The organism is Bacillus sp. EKM420B (assembly GCF_011065565.1).
GTDB lineage: Bacteria > Bacillota > Bacilli > Bacillales > Bacillaceae > Bacillus > Bacillus velezensis.
In genome coordinates, this window is the sequence record NZ_JAAMNX010000001.1 from 412,257 (window position 1) to 435,357 (window position 23,101).

General features: G+C 45.0%; 24 protein-coding genes and 2 riboswitches. Of the genes, 17 read left to right on the forward strand and 7 right to left on the reverse strand.

The genetic code is table 11. The annotated features are described in order from the left end of the window. Positions 1–141 precede the first annotated feature (141 nt). Positions 142–255, reverse strand: a riboswitch (TPP riboswitch). A 148-nt stretch (positions 256–403) separates the two neighbouring features. The 3 genes from G9F48_RS02275 to mgtE all read left to right on the forward strand — a co-directional run bounded on the left by G9F48_RS02275 (position 404) and on the right by mgtE (position 3,756). Further along, positions 404–1,666: a glycosyl hydrolase family 18 protein gene (locus tag G9F48_RS02275; RefSeq protein ID WP_165408966.1), complete on the forward strand. Its 1,263-nt coding sequence runs from the start codon at positions 404–406 to the stop codon at positions 1,664–1,666. Between the two features lie 90 nt (positions 1,667–1,756). Next, positions 1,757–1,894 carry a transcriptional regulator SplA domain-containing protein gene (locus tag G9F48_RS02280; RefSeq protein ID WP_165408967.1) on the forward strand — a complete coding sequence of 46 codons (138 nt, stop codon included), beginning with the start codon at positions 1,757–1,759 and terminating at the stop codon, positions 1,892–1,894. Between the two features lie 106 nt (positions 1,895–2,000). Beyond that, positions 2,001–2,166: riboswitch (M-box (ykoK) riboswitch) on the forward strand. A 234-nt stretch (positions 2,167–2,400) separates the two neighbouring features. Then, positions 2,401–3,756 carry a magnesium transporter gene (mgtE, locus tag G9F48_RS02290; RefSeq protein ID WP_014304888.1) on the forward strand — a complete coding sequence of 452 codons (1,356 nt, stop codon included), beginning with the start codon at positions 2,401–2,403 and terminating at the stop codon, positions 3,754–3,756. A gap of 35 nt (positions 3,757–3,791) precedes the next feature. Here mgtE and tnrA read toward each other — a convergent pair whose 3' ends face one another. Next, the gene (gene tnrA, locus G9F48_RS02295; RefSeq protein WP_003154734.1) at positions 3,792–4,124 is read right to left on the reverse strand and encodes a MerR family transcriptional regulator TnrA; all 333 of its coding nucleotides are present in this window, start codon (positions 4,122–4,124) and stop codon (positions 3,792–3,794) included. Positions 4,125–4,318: 194 nt separating this feature from the next. Here tnrA and G9F48_RS02300 point away from each other — a divergent pair, with 194 nt between their 5' ends. The 4 genes from G9F48_RS02300 (at position 4,319) to G9F48_RS02315 (ending at position 6,085) form a co-directional block, all read left to right on the forward strand. Continuing rightward, positions 4,319–4,474 (forward strand): hypothetical protein, encoded by a 156-nt coding sequence (locus tag G9F48_RS02300; protein WP_003154733.1) that lies wholly within the window; start codon positions 4,319–4,321, stop codon positions 4,472–4,474. 88 nt (positions 4,475–4,562) lie between these two features. Then, complete coding sequence (locus G9F48_RS02305; protein WP_003154731.1) at positions 4,563–4,745, forward strand: Fur-regulated basic protein FbpA; 183 nt, start codon at positions 4,563–4,565, stop codon at positions 4,743–4,745. Positions 4,746–4,887: 142 nt separating this feature from the next. Beyond that, positions 4,888–5,352, forward strand: a complete 465-nt coding sequence (locus tag G9F48_RS02310) for a MarR family winged helix-turn-helix transcriptional regulator (protein WP_007610911.1) — start codon at positions 4,888–4,890, stop codon at positions 5,350–5,352. A 178-nt stretch (positions 5,353–5,530) separates the two neighbouring features. Next, on the forward strand, positions 5,531–6,085 hold the full coding sequence (locus G9F48_RS02315; protein WP_077722120.1) for a YkoP family protein: 555 nt from the start codon (positions 5,531–5,533) through the stop codon (positions 6,083–6,085). Between the two features lie 9 nt (positions 6,086–6,094). Here the strand turns inward: G9F48_RS02315 and G9F48_RS02320 are convergent, their stop codons facing one another. Continuing rightward, positions 6,095–7,930, reverse strand: a complete 1,836-nt coding sequence (locus G9F48_RS02320; RefSeq protein WP_165408968.1) for a DNA ligase D — start codon at positions 7,928–7,930, stop codon at positions 6,095–6,097. 2 nt (positions 7,931–7,932) lie between these two features. After that, positions 7,933–8,814, reverse strand: a complete 882-nt coding sequence (gene ku / locus G9F48_RS02325; RefSeq protein ID WP_160216828.1) for a non-homologous end joining protein Ku — start codon at positions 8,812–8,814, stop codon at positions 7,933–7,935. 609 nt (positions 8,815–9,423) lie between these two features. Between ku and G9F48_RS02330 the strand changes: the two genes are divergently transcribed. The 4 genes from G9F48_RS02330 to G9F48_RS02345 all read left to right on the forward strand — a co-directional run bounded on the left by G9F48_RS02330 (position 9,424) and on the right by G9F48_RS02345 (position 13,228). Continuing rightward, a complete protein-coding gene (locus G9F48_RS02330; RefSeq protein WP_165408969.1) occupies positions 9,424–9,993 on the forward strand; it encodes a DedA family protein in 570 nt (189 codons plus the stop codon). A gap of 245 nt (positions 9,994–10,238) precedes the next feature. Further along, a complete protein-coding gene (locus tag G9F48_RS02335; RefSeq protein WP_025851720.1) occupies positions 10,239–11,021 on the forward strand; it encodes a TerC family protein in 783 nt (260 codons plus the stop codon). Positions 11,022–11,297: 276 nt separating this feature from the next. Further along, the gene (gene sigI / locus G9F48_RS02340; protein ID WP_003154719.1) at positions 11,298–12,053 is read left to right on the forward strand and encodes an RNA polymerase sigma factor SigI; all 756 of its coding nucleotides are present in this window, start codon (positions 11,298–11,300) and stop codon (positions 12,051–12,053) included. Continuing rightward, positions 12,050–13,228, forward strand: coding sequence for an anti-sigma-I factor RsgI family protein (locus G9F48_RS02345; RefSeq protein ID WP_165408970.1), 1,179 nt, complete (start codon positions 12,050–12,052; stop codon positions 13,226–13,228). Before sigI ends, G9F48_RS02345 begins: the two co-directional genes overlap by 4 nt. 6 nt (positions 13,229–13,234) lie before the next feature. Here the strand turns inward: G9F48_RS02345 and G9F48_RS02350 are convergent, their stop codons facing one another. Both G9F48_RS02350 and G9F48_RS02355 read right to left on the reverse strand, forming a co-directional pair. Then, complete coding sequence (locus tag G9F48_RS02350) at positions 13,235–13,429, reverse strand: alpha/beta-type small acid-soluble spore protein (protein ID WP_003154717.1); 195 nt, start codon at positions 13,427–13,429, stop codon at positions 13,235–13,237. A 135-nt stretch (positions 13,430–13,564) separates the two neighbouring features. After that, complete coding sequence (locus tag G9F48_RS02355) at positions 13,565–14,266, reverse strand: DUF1836 domain-containing protein (protein WP_025851714.1); 702 nt, start codon at positions 14,264–14,266, stop codon at positions 13,565–13,567. A gap of 148 nt (positions 14,267–14,414) precedes the next feature. Here G9F48_RS02355 and htpX point away from each other — a divergent pair, with 148 nt between their 5' ends. From htpX to G9F48_RS02375, 4 genes are all read left to right on the forward strand, one after another. Next, positions 14,415–15,308 carry a protease HtpX gene (htpX, locus tag G9F48_RS02360; RefSeq protein WP_003154715.1) on the forward strand — a complete coding sequence of 298 codons (894 nt, stop codon included), beginning with the start codon at positions 14,415–14,417 and terminating at the stop codon, positions 15,306–15,308. Between the two features lie 158 nt (positions 15,309–15,466). After that, the gene (locus G9F48_RS02365) at positions 15,467–16,819 is read left to right on the forward strand and encodes a TrkH family potassium uptake protein (RefSeq protein WP_014304894.1); all 1,353 of its coding nucleotides are present in this window, start codon (positions 15,467–15,469) and stop codon (positions 16,817–16,819) included. A 95-nt stretch (positions 16,820–16,914) separates the two neighbouring features. Then, complete coding sequence (locus tag G9F48_RS02370; protein ID WP_165408971.1) at positions 16,915–17,589, forward strand: DUF421 domain-containing protein; 675 nt, start codon at positions 16,915–16,917, stop codon at positions 17,587–17,589. A gap of 1 nt (position 17,590) precedes the next feature. Further along, on the forward strand, positions 17,591–17,761 hold the full coding sequence (locus G9F48_RS02375) for a hypothetical protein (protein WP_003154711.1): 171 nt from the start codon (positions 17,591–17,593) through the stop codon (positions 17,759–17,761). A 41-nt stretch (positions 17,762–17,802) separates the two neighbouring features. Here the strand turns inward: G9F48_RS02375 and G9F48_RS02380 are convergent, their stop codons facing one another. After that, a complete protein-coding gene (locus G9F48_RS02380; protein WP_077722125.1) occupies positions 17,803–18,825 on the reverse strand; it encodes an acyltransferase family protein in 1,023 nt (340 codons plus the stop codon). A 255-nt stretch (positions 18,826–19,080) separates the two neighbouring features. Here G9F48_RS02380 and G9F48_RS02385 point away from each other — a divergent pair, with 255 nt between their 5' ends. Then, positions 19,081–21,300 (forward strand): PAS domain-containing sensor histidine kinase, encoded by a 2,220-nt coding sequence (locus tag G9F48_RS02385; RefSeq protein ID WP_165408972.1) that lies wholly within the window; start codon positions 19,081–19,083, stop codon positions 21,298–21,300. Beyond that, positions 21,297–21,794 carry a methylated-DNA--[protein]-cysteine S-methyltransferase gene (locus tag G9F48_RS02390; RefSeq protein WP_146276632.1) on the forward strand — a complete coding sequence of 166 codons (498 nt, stop codon included), beginning with the start codon at positions 21,297–21,299 and terminating at the stop codon, positions 21,792–21,794. The genes G9F48_RS02385 and G9F48_RS02390 overlap by 4 nt, the downstream gene beginning before the upstream one ends. Positions 21,795–22,035: 241 nt before the next feature. On the opposite strand, the gene mtnA is transcribed toward G9F48_RS02390, so the two are convergent. After that, positions 22,036–23,097 (reverse strand): S-methyl-5-thioribose-1-phosphate isomerase, encoded by a 1,062-nt coding sequence (gene mtnA, locus G9F48_RS02395; RefSeq protein WP_003154704.1) that lies wholly within the window; start codon positions 23,095–23,097, stop codon positions 22,036–22,038. Positions 23,098–23,101 lie beyond the last annotated feature (4 nt).

The following is a 23,101-nucleotide window of genomic DNA, read 5'->3' on the forward strand; positions in this document are numbered from 1 at the left end:
AGAGTTGATTTTACGAAAGACGATTGATCGTAAGTTTCATATTGCGGTGTCCTCCCCCGTTTTTTAATGAAAAATAAAAAACTGCATATCCGAGGGAATATGCAGCAGCAGAACGAAAACGCATGGGGAAAAACCCTGCGCTCCGGTCAATCTGCACTTCCCCACGCTGGTATTATCCAGATCGGGTTATAAGGGATCAAAACACGCTTGCCGCATGTTTTATCTCAGCCGATAACAGCACCCCTAGTGCGTTTCCTATACAGTTTTTTATGATGACATCATCATAGTTGATCATGTCTGATTTGTAAACAGCCTTTCTCCGAACAGAGTTTGGAATCGGACCGGAGGATCATTCATAAAGATAAGAAGAGCCCTTTTGATCAAAAGGAAACGGAGGACATCTATGTTTGTTCATACAGTGCAGTCTGGCGACTCGTTATTTTCCATCAGCAGAAAGTACGGATATCCTGTTGACAGCATCAGAAGCGTCAACGGGCTTGAGGAAACGAATATCGTGCCGGGACAGGCGCTTTTAATCCCCCTTAATGAATATACGGTTCAGCCGAATGATACGTATGCCGTTATCGCAGGTAAGGCTTATGTGCCGCAGATGCAGCTGATGCAGGCAAACCCGGATATTCCGCCGAACCGGCTGCGGACGGGTATGAAAGTGAAGGTCCCTGATATCTCTAACTATCTTGCGGGAACCCTGCAATTTTATGTCATTCGGACGCCTGAAGCGGATAGAGAGCTCATTAATGATTTTGCGCCCTATTCATCGGCGATTTCTTTGTTTGAATATCATTTCGGCCCGAACGGAGATATCATGAATGATTTAAACGACAGAACCGCAATAGAAACCACATGGCAGAACAGAGTTCGCCCGCTTGCCGTCATTACGAATCTGACAGAAGGGGGATTCAGTCCGGAATTAGCCCATCAAGTGCTGCAAAATCCGCCGGCAAGAACGAATCTCGTCAACAATATCGTCTCCTTAACCGTAAGAAAGGGATACGGCGGTGTAAATATCGATTTTGAACGGGTCAGAGAAGCAGACAGGGATCTCTTCACAGGATTTCTCCGGCAGTTAAAAACCCGGCTTTCAGAGCATCAGCTCGCGTTAACGATATCGGTTCCGGCGAAAACAAGTGATGCAGTGCCGTGGCTGAGGGGATATGATTACGGCGGAATCGGAGCCGTCGTCGATTATATGTTCATTATGGCGTACGACTGGCACCACGCCGGCAGTGAGCCGGGACCCGTGGCGCCTTTGACAGAGGTCAGGCAAACGATCAATTTTGCCATCAGCAGGGTGCCGAGAAGAAAAGTGATTCTCGGTGTTCCGCTGTACGGGTATGATTGGGTGATTCCGTACCGTCCGGGAACGATCGGATCCGCCATCTCCAATCAGCGCGCCATGGAAACGGCGATGAAGCATCAATCAATGATCCGTTATTCCCAGCAGGAGCGTTCCCCTTACTTCCGGTATACTGATGAAAATGGAAGAACGCATGAAGTGTGGTTTGAGGATGTACGGAGCATGAGTGAAAAAATGGTTCTCGTTCGGGAGTTCGGACTGCAGGCGATCGGCGCGTGGCAATTAACGCTCGGTTTCAAACCGGGCCCGTGGCTGCTTAGGAACTTTTTCACGATCCGAAAAATATAGCTGCATGTCCCGCCCCGCAAGTGATTTTTTCTTTCCTATGATAACGGAGCTTCTTTTGGACAATCTAAAATTGAAAAGGAGGTCTGTCATATGAAGAAAAGGGAAGAGCAGTATATCAACGAGGCTGAGTATGTACCGCACCCGACGAAAGAAGGGGAATACGCGCTCCTGCTGCATGAATCCTATCATTTCCTTTCAGAAGAGGATGAAAGCGATTTGCCGGAATAAGGGTTTTATGCCTTTATTCCGTTTATTTTATAGGCATGTGCTGAAATCACAAATTTAAGGTTGACACATTCCTTTTTTTTCTGTAATCTCAGTGTGTCAATTCAAATAAGAACTTCGTTAGGTGAGGCTCCTGTATGGAGATACGCTGCTGCCCAAAAATGTCCAAAGACGCCAATGGGTCAACAGGAATCATCGACATAAGGTGATTCTTAACGCAGCTGGATGGCTGTCCTATGCCATACAGTGCTAAAGCTCTACGATTGGAGGCCCCGCACGTTTATTTGCCGTGCTTGTTTTCGCCTTCATATCGGAAGGTTTTTTTTATGCCTCAAAACGTACACGACTGAGCATGATAAGGAGGTGCGGAGTATGGATTCTCCCCATTCGAGTATGTCAGAAGAAGTACCCATATACAGCCAGATAACCAGTGACGACATGATGAGGAGACAAACCGCCGCACTTCCCTTGACGGACGGCGCGTCTCCGTAAAGGAGGTACGAGTCCCGATGGTCCAAAACATGACCTATGACGAACTCATATTACGCATTATCATTTTATTGCGGGACGGAAAAATAAAAGAATTCCGAAACATGATAGATGAGCTTCAGCCCTATGACATGGCATTTTTATTTAAAGAAATGCCGGAAAAGCACCGGGCCCGCTATCTGTCATATATGACGGTTGATGACATCACCGACATGATCGGAGAGCTGGAGCGGGAATTTCAGCTTGCCGTTTTGCATAAGGTCGGTAAAACGAAAGCCACTCTCGCAATGAATAAAATGGATAACGACGATCTCGCCGCATTGCTGGAAGAGATGGATGAAGAACTGAAAGAACAGCTTTTATCCAGCATGGAGGCCGAGGAATCAAAGGCCGTACAGCTTTTGATGAACTATCCGCAAGAATCGGCGGGCCGGATGATGACGAACCGCTTCGTCTGGATTCCGCAGCATTATACAGTAAAAGATGCGGTCGTGAAGCTGAAAAGCTTTGCAGAAATCGCAGAATCAATAAATTATTTGTACGTGATTAATGACAGCAAGCAGCTTGTCGGAGTGCTCTCTTACAGAGATTTAATTCTCGGCGAGCCTGACGATAAAGTGCAGGATCTCATGTTTACGCGTGTCATCTCGGCCGGGGTGCTCCAAGACCAGGAAGAAGTCGCCCGGCTGATCCAGCGGTATGACTTTTTAGCCATTCCCATCGTGGAAGAAAATAATGTGCTTGTCGGTATTGTCACTGTCGATGATATTATTGACGTCGTGATTAAAGAAGCCGATGAAGATTACGAAAAATTCGCAGCCTCCGGTAAGGCGATTACATTTGATACGAAAGCATACGTGGCGGCGTACCGACGTTTGCCGTGGCTCATTCTGCTTTTGTTTATCGGATTGATTTCCGGAAGCATTCTGAATTATTTTGAAGATACATTGCAAAAAGTAGTCGCCCTCGCGTTTTTCATGCCGATGATCGCGGGAACGACGGGTAATACAGGCACACAGTCACTCGCCGTCGTCATCAGAGGACTGGCTAAAGAAGAAATGAATAAAAAAACCATTTTTAAACTGATTTTCCGTGAATTAAGAACCGGTATCTACATCGGCATCGTCTGTGCGATCGCGATTACGATCGTCGCAACCGTCTGGCAGAAAGACTTAACGCTCGGTTTTGTCGTCGGTTCATCGCTGCTTGCAACGTTGATTATCGGTACGATGGCCGGAACGATCGTCCCTATTATTCTTCATAAGCTGAACATTGACCCGGCGATTGCGTCAGGACCGCTGATTACGACGCTGAACGATATTTTGTCCTTATTAATTTATTTCGGCATTGCAACTGCATTTCTTCATGCTTTATAAAAAAAGTCCGTCTCACAGGAGGCGGACTTTTTTGATCAGCGGTTTTTATACTTAAAATGAGCATTAAGCTGTCCTTCCAGCATTTTTTTGCGGAGCTGCGGGTCGTTTTTGAGAGCCTGTTCTTTTTTTCGCATGTCTTTTAAAATCTCAGCCGTCTGCACGCCGTCTTCCCGCTTGTTGGCAATATCCATCAGCCGCTCAACGTCCGCGAAGGAATACTTTCTCGTTCCCCGTGATGATCGCTGCGGGTAGATTAATTTCCGTTCTTCATAGTATCTGATCTGTCTGACTGACAATCCGGTTAATTCGCTTACAATGCCGATCGAGATTACTTTTTTATCTTTGTAAGATTGTTCGTCTGTCGTCATTTTTCCACCCCTGGATGTCTTTTACTCATATTATATAAGAAAAAAAGAGAAAAAACCTGACGCTTGTCAGGTTTTCTGACGCGGAATAGAAAATTTTAGAAAAAAAGCGGCAGAAAAATTGACAAGGTTAATGCATGGTTCTGTGCCCCCGTTTTATGCTTATTGTACAGATACAATGAGGAGGAAGGATAGGAATGGAGAAAGAAAAAGCGGTTTCGCTGGCAAAAGAAATCATTGAATTAGATATGAAACGCGATGAAATGCTGGAGGCGTTCATGCAGCTTGCCGGGGAACACGCTTTTCCGCTGCTCAGAGCCGTCCAGAACGGACTTTACCGAAAAACATCATAATCTACAGAAGTTTTACAATGGCTTTATACGTCTTTGATATAAAAGCGTTATTCTGATCATAGAATAACGGAAAACAAAGGAGGCCGTCATGAGTCGTTTGCTTCAAAATGCATTGGATAAAGAGAGAAACCATTATTCCAAAAAGCTTCTGCAGATCGGAGTCTATACGAAAGAAATACTCAATTCCATGACAATTACGGAGCTGAGAAAGGAATACGCGTATTTTTTTCGGAACATTCCCTATAAAGAACGGAACCCTTATACAAATTAAATGATGTATAAGGGTATTTTTTTATATAAAAAAGAAGGAATTCTGAAAAACGGCACGAATAGAATATAAAACAAAGAACGACTCTTATGAATTGTAAGGGTTTACATTATTTTTTTATAAAAATCTTAAATACGGGGTAGATATGATGAGATTATCATTTAACGAAGAAGAAGTGATGCGTTCGATGAATTTGTACAAAGTTTTTGCAAGGGCTTTCAAGAGTGTGTCTGAACACAGTATCCGCGACAGTAAAGAACACGGTTTTAATCCGACTGAATTTGCCGTTTTGGAGCTGCTCTATACGAGAGGACCGCAAAAGCTTCAGCAAATCGGGTCGCGTCTTTTGCTTGTCAGCGGGAATGTCACCTATGTCATCGACAAGCTTGAAAGAAACGGGTTTTTGGTCAGAGAACAAGACCCGAAGGACAAACGGTCTGTTTACGCCCATTTAACTGATAAAGGAAACGAGTACTTGGATAAAATTTATCCGATTCATTCATTGAGAATTGCGAGAGCGTTTTCAGGACTTATGCCTGAGGAACAGGAACAGCTGATAGCCTTACTGAAAAAAGCGGGAATTCACAGCCAGCATTTGCTTTTCCGTTAAAAGAAAGCGGATACAGACACTCTTCTTCATGAAGAGTGTTTTTTTCTGTTTCGGACAGTAGAGCCTGAAGCGGTTTTTGCATAAGCTGATACAGGGCTGCATCATTATTTACCAATCATAATGTGTCATGCCTCATGCCAAAATATGAGGGTGCTTTGAATATAAAGAAGGTGAACATGTGAGAAGCTGTCTGCTGTCTATATGGTACTTACTTGATCCGCTTTATTTCTTCTTTACCCGGCTGACGCTGATTGATAAACGGCAATCGAATGTATTCCGCGTCCGTTTGACTAGATATAAAGGAAAAGAAGTCATCCTGAGCGACGGAACCAGAATTAAAAAAAACGACGTGTTAGTTAAGATTCATCTTCATAATGTCAAACTCCTGAAAGAGCTGCAGCCTATTGAAAGCGCGGTCAGAAGGGGGATTATGCTATATCAGAAGGTATATCAATCCATGCCTCATTTAGCGGATTATATTAACCGGCATAAACGGAAAGACGAGATTAAGGGAGTCGTCGGCATTACAATGCTTCATAAAGGAGCGGCGAGACTCGGTTTTGATGTGATAAAACCGTCCAGCGGCTGCTACAGGCTGTTTAAGAAAGCGGCCCATCTTCCGATTTTATACTTTACTGCAAAACAGCTCACCCTCAAAAACATTCCTTACTCCTGTTATTTATTTATTTCCAAAGAAAAATTGATGTGCACGTATCAGACTGAAAAGAGCTGACAAAAAGCGTCAGCTCTTTCTCTTGATTTGCTTAAGCACGATTGAAAGCGGGCCGTCCTGCGGATTCCGGTAAAAATCATAAAACGGATCTCCCTCTGTCCTGACGCGGTTCACTACTGTATCGATCGTATAATCATCAGGTGTTAAAGAGGAGTTGACTTCGCTCCAATAAAGGGGAGCCGCAACCGTTCCCAATTCGTTGCCCCGGGTCGAATAGGGGGCGATAATGGTTTTCCCTTCGGCATGCTGCAAATAATCTAGGTAGAGCCTGCCGTTTCGGTTTTTGATAAACCGCTCTGTCGTAAAAAGATCCGGGCGCGTCCTGACGCAATAATCGGCGATGAGCATTGTGAAGGCACGGGTTTCTTCATAGGTGAATGCTTCCGGTGAAAGCGGGATGTAGAGCTGAATGCCTTTATTTCCGGAGAGCTTCGGGAATGACGTCATGCTGAATGAGTCAAACAGCTGTTTCAGCACATGCGCAGCCTCCACTGCCATAGGAAAATCATTCCTTGACGGAGGATCAAGATCAATGACGATTTCTGCGGGCCTTTCAGAATGCACTTTCTGAAACGGAACGTGAAATTCAAGCGCCAGCTGATTAGCCAGCCATAGAAGTGACGGTATGCTGCTGCATACGATGTGCTCGTGGCTCCCGTCAAACACGCTTGAGACAAAGTCCGGCGTGTAGTCCGGTTTGTTTTTTTGAAAAAAAGATTCGCCAGGCGCGCCGTGCGGATAACGGATCACCGTGACGGCCCGATCTTTAAGAAAGGGCATAAGAAAATCGCTCATTTTCACCATATAACTAAGGAAATCTGCTTTCGTTTTTTCACGTTTTTTAAAAACGATCTTATCCAGGCTTGTGAACTGCAGCTTCGGCGGCAGCGTTTTAGAGCGAAGGATAAGCTGCTGATACGTGCATTCCTTCCAATCCATTTCAAACTGAAAAGAAACAAAAGATACTTCACGCAGCGTGTCCTGCAATATGGTTAAATACTGCACGGTCATGCAGATAGAAGGCTCAAGTGTATACTCGCCGCTTTTTTGTTTTTTTCCGTAGGTCTCCATAATGGTTCTGACGGCGTTTTTTTCTTCCGCCTGCATTCCGTGGGAAACGGAAGCGATCGGGACGACGGTGCCGCCTTTTAAAACAGAGGCCGTCACATACCCGTTCTTCGGATTGAATCCGGTTAATAGCACGTGAGCCGTTTTCATATGTTTATACTTCTGCCAGTCGGGAGACCGTTTATTTTCCGACCAGCCGCTGGAAGCCCTTTTGGCTACGATACCTTCTCCATCATGGCGGACGACCTTGTCCCAAAGCGCATTAAAGTCAGTGTGCTCCGGAATGTATTGAATCGCTTCTTCCGCTAAGTGATGAGGGCAGGCGGGAAGATTTGCTACTTTAAGCAGCTTGGAAAGGGCGCGCTTCCGTTTCACATACGGTAATGAGACGGTGCCGGCGCCTTCCAGAACGAGGAGATCAAATGCCAGAAAGCGGCACGGCCGTCTATCAGCGGTGCTTTCAATTGCTTCCGTCCGTTTTAAACGTCCGCGGATTTGAAGATGCTCAAAGTCCGCTCTGTACGGATTGATTAAATAGACAAGCTCTCCGTCAAGCGTAATGGGGAACCTGTCTTTCATGTGCTGAAAACACCGGGCCGCAAAAGCCGTGATTTCCGGAAATTGATTCGTCAGCGTCTGTCCGTTTCTGCTGGTTAATGTAACACCGCTTTCGTCTATGCGGAGAAGACAGCGGAATCCGTCATACTTTACCTCATAGCGCCACTCGCTGCCTTCAGGCGGTACAGAGGTCAAAATCGGCTGCATCGTCAGCACCATGATTAAGACGTTCCGGCTTTTTGTCTGGTCGTCTTCTGCTTTTTGCCTCCGCCGCCTGCTGACGCTGTGTCTTTTGTCCGTGCCGGTGCAGCCTGTTCGCGATTCGGCCGCTTCGTCCGGTCAATGCTTGCCTGAAGCGCGCTGACAAGATCAATGACGTCTTCTCGCGGACCGGCAGGAGCAGGTGTCACGCCCGCTTCTTCATGTTCGAGCTTATCGTTAATTTTGGCGAGAAGGGCTTTCCGGTATGTGTCTTCATATTGTTCTGGGTCAAACTCGGTTGTCAGCTCATTAATTAACGTAATCGCCGTCTGCAGCTCTTTTTCATTAACGGCTGTCTGCTCGGGAACGCCCGGCACATGTCCGGCATTTCTGACTTCATCCGGATAATGAATCGATTCCATCACGATGCAGTTGTCATACACGCGAAGAATCGCAAGCTGCTGTTTAGAGCGGATCGTAATGGAGGCAATCCCGATTTTACCCGTCGTCTTCAGCGCTTCCCGCAGAAGTGTATAGGCTTTTGTACCGTTGTCTCCCGGCCCGACATAATATGACCGGTTAAAATAAATCGGATCGATTTCCTGCAGCTGGACAAAGTCAACAATCTCAACCGCTTTTTCTTCATGTTCCTGTTTTACGTCTTTCAAGTCTTCGTCTGTCATAATGACGTATTTCCCTTTTACATACTCATAGCCTTTCACGATTTCATCAGGCTCCAGACTCTTTTCACATCCGGTGCAGATTTTTTCGTATTTAATCGGCGCATGGTCTTCTTTATGAAGACTGCGGAATTTTATATCTTTATCTTCAGTGGCCGCAAAGAGCTTGACCGGGATATTGACGAGGCCGAAACTGATCGAACCCTTCCACATCGTGTGCATGAATAAAAACTCCTTTTTGTCTTTATTGTGGATAAACGGGCCCGTTCCATGTGTAGCAACTTATGGGTGATGCGGCGCTTCATGGAGCGGCTGTTCCATTTCCTCATGCGGTAATGGCCGGCTGAAAAGGAAATCGCATGTGAATCGGTAAGTTCTTTAAATCGCTGAAGTCCCCGAAAATCATCAATGGTTGATCAAAAAGATTATACAGAATCATTCCCCGGGAAATGCCCACGCGTTTCCATGTAGTGACTGAGAGAATTTCCCGCTCCCATAAAACAGATCCGGTGATGGCAAAGATCCCGGCAAAACGCACTGCCCATCTGTACTGAATCCCGGTCAGCCGCCGCTTACCGCGAAGGGTAACTTTCCGGAGATCTTAAGTGATGTAATCGCCGCCAGACGAGCAATCAAGAGACAGGCGGGCCGATCTGAAACGACTCACATTTATAACGGGCATGTCTAAAAGATATTTCAGCCTCAAGGTTTTATGTTAAAATCATTCTTAAGTTTCAGAATATAGACGTAAGCCGGGAGTGATAGATCATCGAAGATTTCATCATATCAATAATTGAAGCGTTTAAAAGCTTATCTTACGCCGGAATTTTTTTGGCGCTCAGTATAGAATTCATCCCGGCGGAAATTGTTCTTCCGCTTGCGGGCTATTGGGTCTCAAAAGGGGATATGACGCTTGCCGGAGCCGTGTTTGCCGGTTCACTCGGCGGTGTTTCAGGTCCGCTTGTCTTATATGGGATCGGCAGGCTGGGCGGTCGGCCGTTTTTGCTGAAATATGGAAAGTACATATGGATAAAACCCGAATCCCTGCAGAAATCAGATGAATTCTTTCAGAAGCACGGAGGTTTGGTAGCGTTCATCGGCCGTTTTATACCGGGGGTCAGGACGCTGATTTCTTTGCCGTGCGGCATTGCAAAGATGAATATCTGGGTGTTCTCTCTCTATACATATGCAGCGATGCTGCCGATTACATTTGCTTACGTATACCTCGGAATGAAACTCGGGGAAAATTGGAAAAGCGTCGGTTCCATTCTCGATCAATATATGCTGCCGCTAGGTATATTCATTGTGTTGCTTCTCGTTCTTTGGATGTTTTTGAAGAGAAGAAAACAGCGGATCAAAACAGAAAAAATTTCTCAATTTGTTAAAAAAGTTAAGCGTTGACAAATGATGAAACAGGCTTTATTATGAGCGTATAAACAAATATTTCTTGAAATCCCAAAGGGGAGTAGCGTCCGGATATTCCGGAAACAAAGTCGTCAATTCATGGATCATATCCATCGGCTTTGTTGGCATGCCAATCATTCATGTCTAGCAAGACCTTTGCCTTATATCGGCAAAGGTCTTTTTTGCGTAAAAAACCGCCGGTATAAGCTCGGATGATAGAAAAAAGAAACGGAGGGAATGGATTGGACTTTGCATTATTATTGGAGTATGGATGGGTTCTTCTTGTTTTAATCGGGCTGGAAGGGATTTTGGCGGCGGATAACGCGCTGGTGATGGCTGTGATGGTGAAGCATCTTCCAGAAAAACAAAGGAAGAAGGCTTTATTTTACGGATTGGCGGGCGCATTTATTTTGCGTTTCGGGTCGCTGTTCGCTATTTCTTTTCTGGTGAATGTTTGGCAGGTCCAGGCCGTCGGCGCTTTATATCTGTTTTACATTGCGGTCAGCCATTTGCTGAAGCGGTATGTATTCAAAGATAACGCCGGTCAGAAAAAGCAGAAAGAAAGCGGGTTTTGGCAGACTGTCTTGAAAGTGGAGCTCGCAGACATCGCTTTTGCCGTTGACTCCATTTTAGCGGCGGTCGCGCTTGCCGTAACGCTTCCGGGGACACGGCTTCCCGCCATCGGCGGCTTGGACGGCGGTCAGTTTCTCGTTATTTTAGCCGGCGGCGTAATCGGTTTAATCATTATGCGTTTTGCGGCATCAATGTTCGTATCCTTACTGAAAACCAGGCCGGGCCTTGAAACGGCGGCATTTGTGATTGTCGGATGGGTAGGCGTGAAGCTCGCTCTTTATACGTTGGCCCATGAGGAACTCGGTATAATTCCGGCAGATGTCATCCATTCGGCGGCCTGGAAAATCATTTTCTGGGCGGTTCTGGCTGCCATTGCGGTTTGCGGATGGTTTATGTCAGGAGCAAAACAAACAGAGTCCGGCGCGGCATCGGAAAAAAGAGAACACGCGTAAAATGATCAAAAAGGGAGTCTGGCTTTTTAAAAAGCAGGTTCCCTTTTTTGTTTGAAACGCTTACATTTAAGACATATGATAACAATTTTATAACAGCATTGTTACAAAAAACACAGAGAAAACCCCCTTAATTCTGCATGGGGGCACGAAATCATGTATAGTACGTCTTATTGGCTTGTCATAATTGAGACAAATGAAATCGATTTCTCTTTTTCTTCCTTTGCGAATCCCTACTAAATTAGCTATGATTATGAGTAGTTATAGGGAGGAACTGAGGTGAAACCAGTGCTTAGCCTTTTGTTTAAATTGGGAAAAAAGAAGCAAACGCTTGAAACATCTGTTGAAAAAATACAAAAAGGCGACAAAGATCTGCAGAACGATTTAATACAGCAATATAAGCCTTTTATCGCGAAGACGGTTTCATCCGTTTGTAAACGATATATAGATGAAAAAGACGACGAATTCAGCATCGGGCTGATCGCGTTTAACGAAGCCATTGAAAAGTATTCGGCTGAAAAAGGTAATTCGCTGCTTGCATTTGCAGAGCTGATTATAAAAAGAAAAGTGATAGACTATATCAGAAAAGAAGCAAGAACGGCTCAGCATATCAATATGGATGTGCAGGAAGGCGACGACCAGGAATCTTCGCAGAGCCTTATCGAAGCGGAGCTTTCCATTGATGAATACCGCAAACAGATAGAACAGGAACAGCGCCGGGAAGAAATTCTTTTTTTTCAGAAGCAGCTGAAAGAATACGGCCTGTCTTTTAAAGAGCTGCTGGAACAATCGCCGAAGCATACAGATGCGAGGCAGAATGCGATTAAGGTAGCCTATACGCTTGTTGAAAATGAAGAGCTGGCGTCCATTTTGCACCAGAAAAAACAGCTTCCTGTCAAACAGCTGGAGCAGCTCGTGTCGGTCAGCAGAAAAACGATCGAACGGAACCGAAAATATATCATCGCCATGAGTATTATTATTACAGGTGATTATATTTATTTAAAAGATTATCTTAAAGGGGTGTTGCACTCATGAGAAGAGGGATCATAGTAGAGAAAAATAAAAAATTCGTCACGTTGCTAACCCCTGACGGACAATTTTTAAAAACAAAAAATGATCACCGCACTTGTGAAATCGGAGAGGAAATTATGTTCGAAGGCGAAACGCGTATGGGAAGAAGGGCCAGCTTTTTTGATTTTCTGAAACTGCGCCCTTTTAAATTGGGAGTGTTTACGATGACTGCTATTATTTTGTTTATTTTAATTTTGCTCCCGGTTTTTTCTGATAACAAAGCTTACGCGTATATGACGCTTGACATTAATCCCAGCATTGAAATGGCTTTAAACAGCAAATATGAAGTCATTGAACTGACACCGCTGAACCATGACGCCAAACAGGTCATCAGTGACATCGGAGATTGGAAAAGCAGCGATTTTAAGGAAGTCATCAGTAATATTATTACCGATTGCAGCAAGCATGGATATGTAAAGGAATCAAAAGAGATTTTAATTTCCACGGTTTATGAAAATACAGATGACAATACATATAAAAAAGGCGTTAAAAAACAGCTGGCTGACATGACTGAAAAATATAAGGGCACCTACCAGGTCCAATCGCTTGAATCTGATATGGAAACAAGAGAAAAAGCAAAACAGGAAGGGATGTCAACAGGCAGCTACATAAGAAGAAACGAAAAGAAAACAGAAGAAAAACAGTCTGAAAAGCAAACCGACGGCAATGAAACAGATCAAAAAGATACCGAAACAGACGCTGATCAAAGCAAGCAGCCGGACACAGAAAAGCCGGCGGCTGATGAAAAGACAGCTCCTGATGAAGAAAAGGCAGCAGAGAAGCCGGAAAACAATGAAACAGCGCCCGGCACGGAAGAAGCGAAGCCGGACAGTCAGGACGGCAGTCAGCAAACCGACAAAAATGCAGCTTCCGGATCAGAAGAAAACACACAGAAGGAACAAGATGGGGAAACAGAGCAGCCCCCAACACAAAATCCTCAGGAAAACGGAAATGACAAAGAGCCTAAGCAAAAGTATTACAATCATTACTGGAATCAGCGGAATCATGATCGCAATGAACATTGGGACTCCTATCGGCATCATGAAGATTCATCAGACCGCAGGAATCCGAACGGCTACCGGCACGGAAAGGAGAATGCCGATAAATATCAAAATTCGCCGAGAAGTCCCGGCGAATAAGCTGCATTATTGATTTTTCCCGTTTAATTGTGATTGAGCCTGCTGTACAAGACGTTTTGTCATTTCCCCGCCTACAGAGCCGTTTGCGCGTGCTGCTGTATCAGAGCTAAGGTTCACGCCGAATTCTTGAGCCACTTCGTATTTAAATTGGTCAAGTGCCTGCTCAGCCCCTGGAACTAAGAGTTTATTTCTGCTCGCCATCTTTTTCATCTCCTTTTCTCTGGCAAGATGTGTTTACGCATTTTAGTTTCAAACGGAACGGTATTGATTATGCTGGCAATTGTTGTACAGCAAAAAAACCCCGGCGCAGACACCGGGGCGAAGAAGCGTTATGAATTATAATAAATGGCTGGTCATTTTGTAGGCTGAGGCTTGAATATGGAAAGTCAAAACGGAGAGCACCGTGACCGCGATGATGGATCTGATATCGTTCCATTGTCCGCTTCCGAGTTCTTTAAAGCAGCCTTTGAGCTTGTCCGTCTGCTCTTCAACGAGCTCCTGCAGGCTCGTTTCCTTCATCGGCGGGTTTGCCTTATGATGAAGATAATCAATCACTTGAGCGCAGCTTTCATAGTAGCTGATCGGGCTGATGACGTCGTCTGATCTGTCTGTGATCGTGTTAAAAGCGATTTTTAATATGCCGCGTATATGTTCGAAGTCATAAATTGATTTTAAATCACGTACAATGAGAAGGATGACAGCTTGTTCAATTGTATATTTTTTGCCGAGTAAGGGGTGGCCGATTAAATCTTTAATATCGCGCTTCACCCAGTTTTGGACGGCGGTTGATTTTAAAGACGTCAGCTCGCACAGGTTTCCCAGCTCGACAATCTCGTTAGTTGAAAGCCCGTATTCCTTTTTCTCTTTTTTTCGTTCGAATCTCGTCAGAAATTCAGGGATATGCAGACGGCTTTCCGCTTCATCCAATGTCATATCCGCTGATTGCAATAAGATTTGGAGAGGAGTTGCGTCTCCTTGGCCTTTTAACGCGTAAAGAAGCCGGACCATATCAGTTCGGGTCAGTTTAAACGTGTTCATGGTTCACCTCTGATTGATTACGTGTTCACTTTCTAATATCACTGAGAATTACATTAACATCATACGTCGAAATTGTTGCATTTTCAAACAGATCATTTATAATTTAATTAAATAAGTTCTTTTGATCTTAAAAAAGACGGAGGTAATTATGGCGAAAAGAATATTTCTGTTTATTTTAACGAACCTTTTGGTCATTACGACAATCGGAATTGTGCTTACGATTATTACAAGCGTTACCGGTGTCGGCTCGTATATACAAAATGGCCGCATTGATCTGATGGCATTGCTCGTGTTCAGTCTTGTCGTCGGTTTTGTCGGTTCTTTTATTTCTCTCGGAATGTCCAGATGGATGGCCAAAACGATGATGGGCGTCCGGGTGTTAAATCCGAAGAAACAGTCACTCAGCTATGAAGAACAGCAATTGGTTGACCGTGTGCACAGATTGTCCCGTGCCGCAGGGATGACGAAAATGCCTGAAGTCGGCATTTATCAGTCCCCGGAGGTCAATGCTTTTGCGACCGGACCTTCTAAGCGCCGTTCGCTTGTCGCGGTTTCTTCAGGTTTATTGCAGCAGATGGATGATGCTGCGGTGGAAGGGGTTCTTGCCCATGAAGTCGCACACATCACAAACGGTGATATGGTCACGATGACGCTGCTGCAGGGAATCGTCAATACGTTCGTCGTATTCCTTTCCCGAATCGCGGCATGGGTTGCAAGCCGCTTTGTCAAAGAAGACCTCGCACCGGTCGTGCATTTTATCGCGATGATCGTGTTTCAGATTATCTTTTCCATTCTCGGCAGTCTTGTCGTCTTCGCCTACTCGCGCCACAGAGAGTTTCACGCTGACCGCGGCGGTGCAGACCTTGCCGGCAAGGATAAAATGATTCACGCCCTGCGTACGCTGAAGTCTTATACAGGACATGTGAATGAAGAAGACCAGACGGCGGTGCAGACGTTAAAAATTAACGGCAAAAAGCATTCGTCACTGTTCTCCACACACCCTGATCTCGATGAGCGCATCCGCAGGCTGGAAGCAAAATAATAAACAAAACCTCTGACAATCGTTTCAGAGGTTTTTTGTTTAAAGATCGTCAAATTACATAAGGTAATGAAAAATCTTTCTAAAAAGACCTTTAAAAATTCTCCCAATATCATTAGAATAATTACGTACTACATTTGAGAGGCAGAAGGAACTATCTTATGAAATTAAAACTGAAGAAATTCATACAGATCTTGTCGCCTGCACAGCTGATTGCATTATATTATTTTCTTGCTGTGACGGTGGCATTTATTTTGCTAAGTCTGCCGGCCGCCCACAAACAAGGGGCCAGCTGGTCGTTTATAGACGCGCTGTTTACGGCTGTCAGCTCAGTCAGTGTCACCGGTTTAACGGTCGTCAACACGGCTGATACATTCAGCACGGCCGGAATTGTCATTTTGGCTTTCGTGCTTCAATTCGGCGGAATCGGCATTATGACGCTCGGAACATTCGTCTGGCTCATTATGGGCAAACGGATCGGTCTGCGGGAACGGAAGCTCATCATGGTGGATCAGAACCAATCGCAGTTTTCAGGTATCGTCAACCTGATGAAGCAAGTGCTGTTTTTGATTTTATTAATCGAGTTTTTAGGCGGCATCATCTTAGGAACATATTTTTTAACGTATTATGATTCGTTTGAACAGGCGTACTTGCACGGATTCTTTGCGAGCGTCAGCGCCACGACAAACGGCGGTTTTGATATTACGGGAAATTCACTCGTCCCGTTCAGACATGACTATTTCGTGCAGTTTATTACGATGCTTCTGATTATTTTCGGTGCGATCGGTTTTCCGGTGCTCGTAGAAGTAAAGGACTTTTTGTTTTCAAAACAGCGCAGATACTCATTCACGCTGTTTACGAAAATTACGACCGTTACGTTCGGAATGCTCGTTTTGTTCGGAGCCGTGGGCATTTACGCGCTTGAAGCAAGCCATGTTATGAAGGGGAAAAGCTGGCATGATGTTTTATTTTTATGTCTCTTTCAATCAACCGCTACACGAAGCGGCGGGCTTGCGACAATTGATATCAGCCAGCTGTCGGCGCCGACATTATTTTTCATCTGTGCCCTCATGTTTATCGGCGCATCACCGAGCTCGGTCGGCGGCGGAATCCGTACGACGACGTTTGCGCTTAACCTTCTTGCTCTGTTTCATTTTGCCAGAGGGAATAAAGCGGTCAAGGTCTTTAAACGCGAGCTTCATCAGGCTGATGTCATGAAGTCGCTGGTCGTTACGATGATGGCGATTCTGCTCGTGTTCGGGTCGACGCTGATTCTTTCCGTGACGGAGACAAATCAGACGCTGCTCGGGCTGCTTTTTGAAGTGTGTTCCGCTTTCGGAACGACCGGCCTGTCGCTCGGGATTACTCCGCATTTAAGCGATATCGGAAAATGTGTGATCATGATTGTGATGTTTATCGGCCGGATCGGCATTTTGACGTTCCTTTATTTGATCGGCCGAAAAGAAATCGAAGCAAATTATCATTATCCGAAGGAAAGGATGATTATCGGCTGACACCGCTTTTCAGAAAGCGGTGTTTTTTTATTGCCGTAAAATGGATGAGTGGAAACAGTTTCTTTGGAGATTCTACTTGTAAAGAGGTGACGTCATTGTTTGCCGTATTTTGGAAGTCGGTAGTTATGATAGCGGTCGGTACCTTTTTATTGCGGATTGCCGGACGGAAATCAATCAGCCAGCTGTCGGTGACCCAAACAGTCATCATGATTTCGATCGGCTCGATTATTATTCAGCCGTTTATTGAACATAATTTATGGGAAACCATTTTCGCGGCGGCGATTTTTATTGTGGTGTTAATCCTGATGGAATATTTAGAAATCAAATCAAGCTTTTTTGAGTTTTTATTTTCAGGAAAAACCGTCGCCGTTGTCAGAAACGGAAAAATCATCCCGGAAAACTTAAAAAAAATGCGTTTTACCGAAGACCAGCTGTCAATGAGGATCAGGCAGGAAGGCCTCGGAGACATTCAAGATTTTAAATATGTGCTGCTTGAGCCGAACGGACAGATCGGCTATGAACTCATTGATGAGGCCAAAAACGTGACAGTGCGCGACTTAAAAAAAATGCTTAATGAATTCAAAACAGATTTGCTGACAGAAGGAGGAAATCAAATGAAACGCAAAGCAGCAAAGAATGAAGCTTTGACCAACAACAATACACCGACTGAGAGCATGGACAAAGATGCATACAAAACACAATACGACGGTGATCCCGGACTGAGAGGCGCAAACCGCAAATCAAAACACGGCAAACAAGGAGGCGAGTAATATGACGAAAAAAAACCGCCACAGCAAAGACATGCAAAACCATAAAAAGCCGATGGACCCTAAATTGCTTGAAGAAGAGTTTTCAAGCGAGCTCGGTGATTATAACGCCGGAAAATGGATTGAAACGCTTGAACAGACGAAGCCGAAGAAAAAAGAAGACGGCAAAAAATAAAAAATACCTCTTAGGCGGCAACGCTTAAGAGGTATTTTGCATTATTTCGAATAAGCACCGTTTCTTGTTCCTTTCACCGCTTCAAGCAAGCCTGTTATCCGCAGCTCAATAAACGGCTGTGCGGCCGTTTTCACCGCATTGCTGGAGAGAATGGACGTAAGAGCGGCCGTTAACATTAAGAGTATGACTAAATTCTGATAATCAGACAAGTGATCTTCAAGCCCGATCTGCCGCAGCGTTTTTATAATGAATCCATGCAGCAGATACACGTAAAACGTTCTCGTACCCCATTTCGTAAAGAAATAACGCTTTTGCGGAACGAGCGCCAAAAAGCTGAAAGTGGCGGCAAAGGCCAAAACATACCAGCCGATCCGTGACAGACCGCTCAACAGCGACACTGTGCCGAATGTAGAATAAGGCTCCGATCCGAACAGCCACGAGTAATCAAAATCAATACACCAGCATAAGAGGAAAACAATCCCCAGTACGCCCGCGGCAATCTGCCTGCCCCTTTTAGCCCGAAGCAAATCAAAGTGCCGTTTCTTTAAATAAAACCCGACGAGGAACATCGGAAGAAAGACAAACGTCCGTGAAAGACTCAGCGTGCTGCTGATGAAATCGAGATACCCGATCATGACGGCAAGCCCGCAGCTTGCCCCAAGCGCCCACATTTTCGGCAGCTTCGTAAAGGGATAAAGCAGCAGATTCCAAAAGAATAAGCTGACTAAAAACCAGAGAGACCACTGCGGATCAATCGGATTGACGCTTGCCATGCTTTCATCCTGAATCAAATAGTAAAAAACCGAGTAAATGCCCTGAAAAATCAGGTACGGAATAATCAGCTTCACAGCCAGCTTCTTCACATAACCTTTCCGCTTAAAGTTTTTTGCGAAATAGCCGGAAACCAGGATAAAGGCCGGCATATGAAAAGTATAAATGAATTTGTAGAGATGGAGCATAAACTCATTTCCGTTAATAAATGACCGGAGGATATGGCCGAACACCACCAGAAAAATCAAGATAAACTTGGCGTTGTCAAAGTAACTGTCTCGCGATTTTGTCATAGCATCACCTTCTCTTCAAAAATCATCCACTGCATGATTATTTCCTGTTGGTGTTCATTTTAAAATAAAAAACAAAAAATTGAAGGAGGACAAAAGGGATTGTTAGGATGATGTAACGGGGAGGTAAGGATCGTAGAAAAAGACTTTAACTTGTCATATCATTGAAATTTTCTGAAATGTATAGGGCGAATGAAGGAAGATGAGGTATTTTGTAGAAATATTGAAGGATAGGTTTTTGAAGAAGGAGTGTACTGAATGGCTGAAACTCTGGATTTGCAAACAAACGAGTCGCTGAAAGAGCAGCTGAAGCGGATGAAAGAGGAAAATGACCGCCTGAAGAGTGAATTGAACCGGTATCATGTGATTATGAATAACACGCTTGATGCCATTTTTATATGCCGTAAGGAAATGAAAATCGTCCAGGCGAACGAGGCTGCGGCCCGGATGATGCAGATTGAGGCAGAGAGCCTTATTAACCGCTCCGTCCTGGACTTTTTATATTCCGTGCCTCAGGAAGAACTGAATAAGGCCGTGAAAAGGTTTTTAAAAAAAGGCCATCTGTGGAAAGAGGTGCCGATTAAGCTTGACAGTGGCGCGACGAAATACATTGAATTCCTCGCCAGAGACGGAATTGGGGAGGATTATTTTTTTGTGGTGATGAGGGACATCTCCTCTAAAAAAATATTAGAGCGCGAATTTTCCATGAACGAGCAGCTGTTTAAAGATTTGTTTGACAGGGCTGTCGACGGCATCGTGCTGTTTGATAAGGACGGCGGGTTTATTGATGCGAACCTCTCTTTTTGCAAAAGCTTTGAGATCGGCCAGAATGAATTGTCCCATCTGTCGCTCCGCCATTTTACCGACGGAGAAAACAAAAAGCATCTGAAAGAAATCTGGGAAACCCTCCGCAGAAAAGGAAACGCCAAAGGAGAACTGCCCGTCAAGCTTCGGTCCGGCGAAGAGAAGCTGTTTGAATTTACGATTACGTCCAACTTAATCAGCGGGTTCTACATGTCCATTATGAGAGACATAACAGAGAAACGGTTGATGGAATTGAAACTCTTTAAAAGCGAAGAGCGATTCCGCGAAATTTTTGAAAACGCCATGGACGCGATTGTCATTTGGTCTGATGACGGAAAGATTGCCAAAGCAAACGAATCGGCGTGCCGCATTTTCGAACTGCCGATGGATAAGCTGGTGGAGACGAATTTATGTACGTTTATCGTTGATCCGCAGAAAAAATACAAGCAGATTAAGAAGAAATATGAAAAATACGGGGAAATCCGTGAAGAGATGCTGTTTCAGATGGCAAACGGCCAATTTAAAGAGCTTGAGTTCACATCAAAACGAACCATACTTGAAGGTCAGCATTTAACCATTTTAAGAAATGTCAGCGATCGTAAGCGGATGGAAAAAGAATTGCGGGAAAGCGAGCTGAAATTCAGAAAAGTATTCAACGGCTCAATGGACGGCAAGGTCTTATTTGACAACCAATTCCGTATTATTGACGCGAATCCTCTCGCAAGCCGTATACTCGGCATGCCGGATGAGGAGCTGAGAGCGTACACCGTTCCGGATATTCTTTCTTTATTTGATATTGAAAACGCGGGTGTTCCCGCCAGAAAGATTGATTTAGAAGGAATGGATAATGAAATCCCCTTCCTGTTAAGCAGCAGTGACAGCCGCAAACTGGAATTCTCCTTCAAAAGAAATATCATTCAAAATATGAATCTGGCCATCTTTAAAGATGTCACAGAGGCCAAAGAGCTTGAAGAGAGGCTGCGGAAATCCGACACTCTTCATGTTGTAGGGGAGCTGGCGGCGGGCATCGCACACGAAATCAGAAACCCGATGACGGCGCTGAAAGGGTTCATTCAGCTTCTTCAAGGAAGCATTGAAGGCGAATATTCTCTGTACTTTAACGTCATTACCTCAGAATTAAAACGCATCGAGTCTATCATCACTGAATTTTTAATTTTAGCGAAACCTCAGGCGATATTATATGAAGAAAAAGATGTGACGCAGATTATGAAAGACACGGCTGATCTTTTGAATGCCCAGGCCAATCTTGTCAATGTGCAGATTCATCTGAATCTGACCGGAAACATCCCGCCGATTTACTGTGAACCGAATCAATTAAAACAGGTGTTTATCAATATTTTAAAAAACGCCATTGAAGTCATGCCGGGCGGCGGCAATATCTATGTGACCATCCAGCCTTCTGATCAAGACCACATTTTGATTTCTTTTCAAGATGAAGGAACAGGCATTTCCGAAGACAAATTAAAACGTCTGGGCGAGCCATTTTACACGACAAAAGACAGGGGAACGGGCCTCGGTCTCATGGTCAGCTATAAAATCATCGAAGAGCATCAGGGACGCATTCATGTGGAAAGTGAAGAAGGGAAGGGCACGGTTTTTCATTTGACACTTCCGATCCGGCAGAATACGGAAGAAAGAAGGAGCGGGGAATGATCTGTTTTACAAGTGTAAAAGCGCCATTTGGAACCGTTATCGTAACAGAGGAAGAGGGATTTATTACCGGCCTGTTTCTCACCGGGGAAGATTTTGAGGAATGGCAAAAAGACGCGCCCGGCGTAAAGCCGTGCGAAACCGCTTTGCTGTCGGAGGCGAAACAGCAGCTGGCATCATATTTTTCAGGAGAAAGAAAGCAATTCTCTCTGCCTCTGAGACAAAAAGGCACACCCTTTCAGGAAAGGGTGTGGAACGCGCTGACGATGATTCCTTACGGGGAATCCCGAAGCTACGGCGATATGGCTGAAGCGATCGGAAAACCGAAAGCGGTGCGCGCCATCGGACAAGCCAATAAACGAAACCGGCTGCCGATTTTTGTCCCGTGCCATCGGGTAATCGGCAAAAACAGCGCCTTAACGGGATACGCGGGCACGAAGACGGATGTAAAAGCGGTGCTGCTGAACATCGAACAAATATCCTATAAAGAAAAATAAAACATATGGCACGTTCCGTTTTTTCGCGTCCGACATATCATTTTATTAAGTGAAAAAAGTTGGTCTGGTGAAAAAGGAGGACGAAGCCTGATGAAAATGAGCCGTCCGCAAAAGATAGCCGGTTATGCAGAGTTGTTTTTTAAAATGCATCTCATTACAGCCGCCCAAAAAGATGAAGTGATTACATTGTGCAGACAAAAAAACCGCTGACATTGCCTGAGGCAACATCATCAGCGGTTTTTCAGCTCAGCTGACAGTCGGCGAATAATTGTTCAATTTCTTCCGTGTAAGAACCGGTCACAATTCCTTTCTCGGTGATAATGCCTGAAATCAGGCTGCCCGGTGTGATGTCAAAGGCCGGATTGAAGACCGGCACATCTTCGGGAGCGGTGCGTATGCCTGAGATCTGTCTGACTTCATCCGGATCTCTTTCTTCAATCGGAATCTGATCGCCGTTTTCAATCTGCAAGTCAAAGGTCGAAAGCGGTGCGGCCACAAAAAACGGAATCTGAAAGGCGTTTGCCAAAATAGCGAGGCCGTACGTTCCGATTTTATTGGCCGTATCTCCGTTTTTAGCAATTCTGTCAGCGCCGACAATGACTGCTGAAATATGTTTTTCCTTCATTGTATGGGCGGCCATGCTGTCCGTAATGAGTGTGACATCAATTCCGCCCTGCATCAGCTCCCACGCCGTCAGCCGGGATCCTTGGAGAACGGGTCTTGTTTCACATGCGTAGATATGAAGGCCGAGGTCTTTTTGTTTCGCTAAGTAAAAGGGAGCAAGCGCCGTACCGTACCGGCTTGTAGCAATCGAGCCCGCATTGCAGATGGTCATGATCTGATCGCCTTTTTTAAAAAGGTGCAGCGCATTTTGGCCGATCATTCGGCAAGTTTCTTCATCCTCAATCTGAATTTGAATGGCTTCATGAACGAGTGTTGTCTTCGCTTCATTGATTGAAATCGCATCCCTGATGGAATCCGTCAGTCTGTCAAGCGCCCACGCGAGGTTGACGGCAGTGGGCCTCGAACTGTTTAAATACGCTTTGACATCCGCGAACTGACGTCGGAAATCTGAAAGGTCGCGGGCTTCAAATGACTTGGCGGAGAGCGCGAGTCCGAACGCCGCAGTTATACCGATGGCCGGGGCGCCCCTTACTTTCAGCGTGACAATCGCGTCGAATACATCTTCCTTTGTTTCAAGTTCCACATACTCAGTGACGTCGGGAAGCTTTTGCTGATTTAAAATGCGGATGTAGGTTTCTTTCCATTCCACAGAACGGGGGATGGCAAATTCATTGGTCATGCTG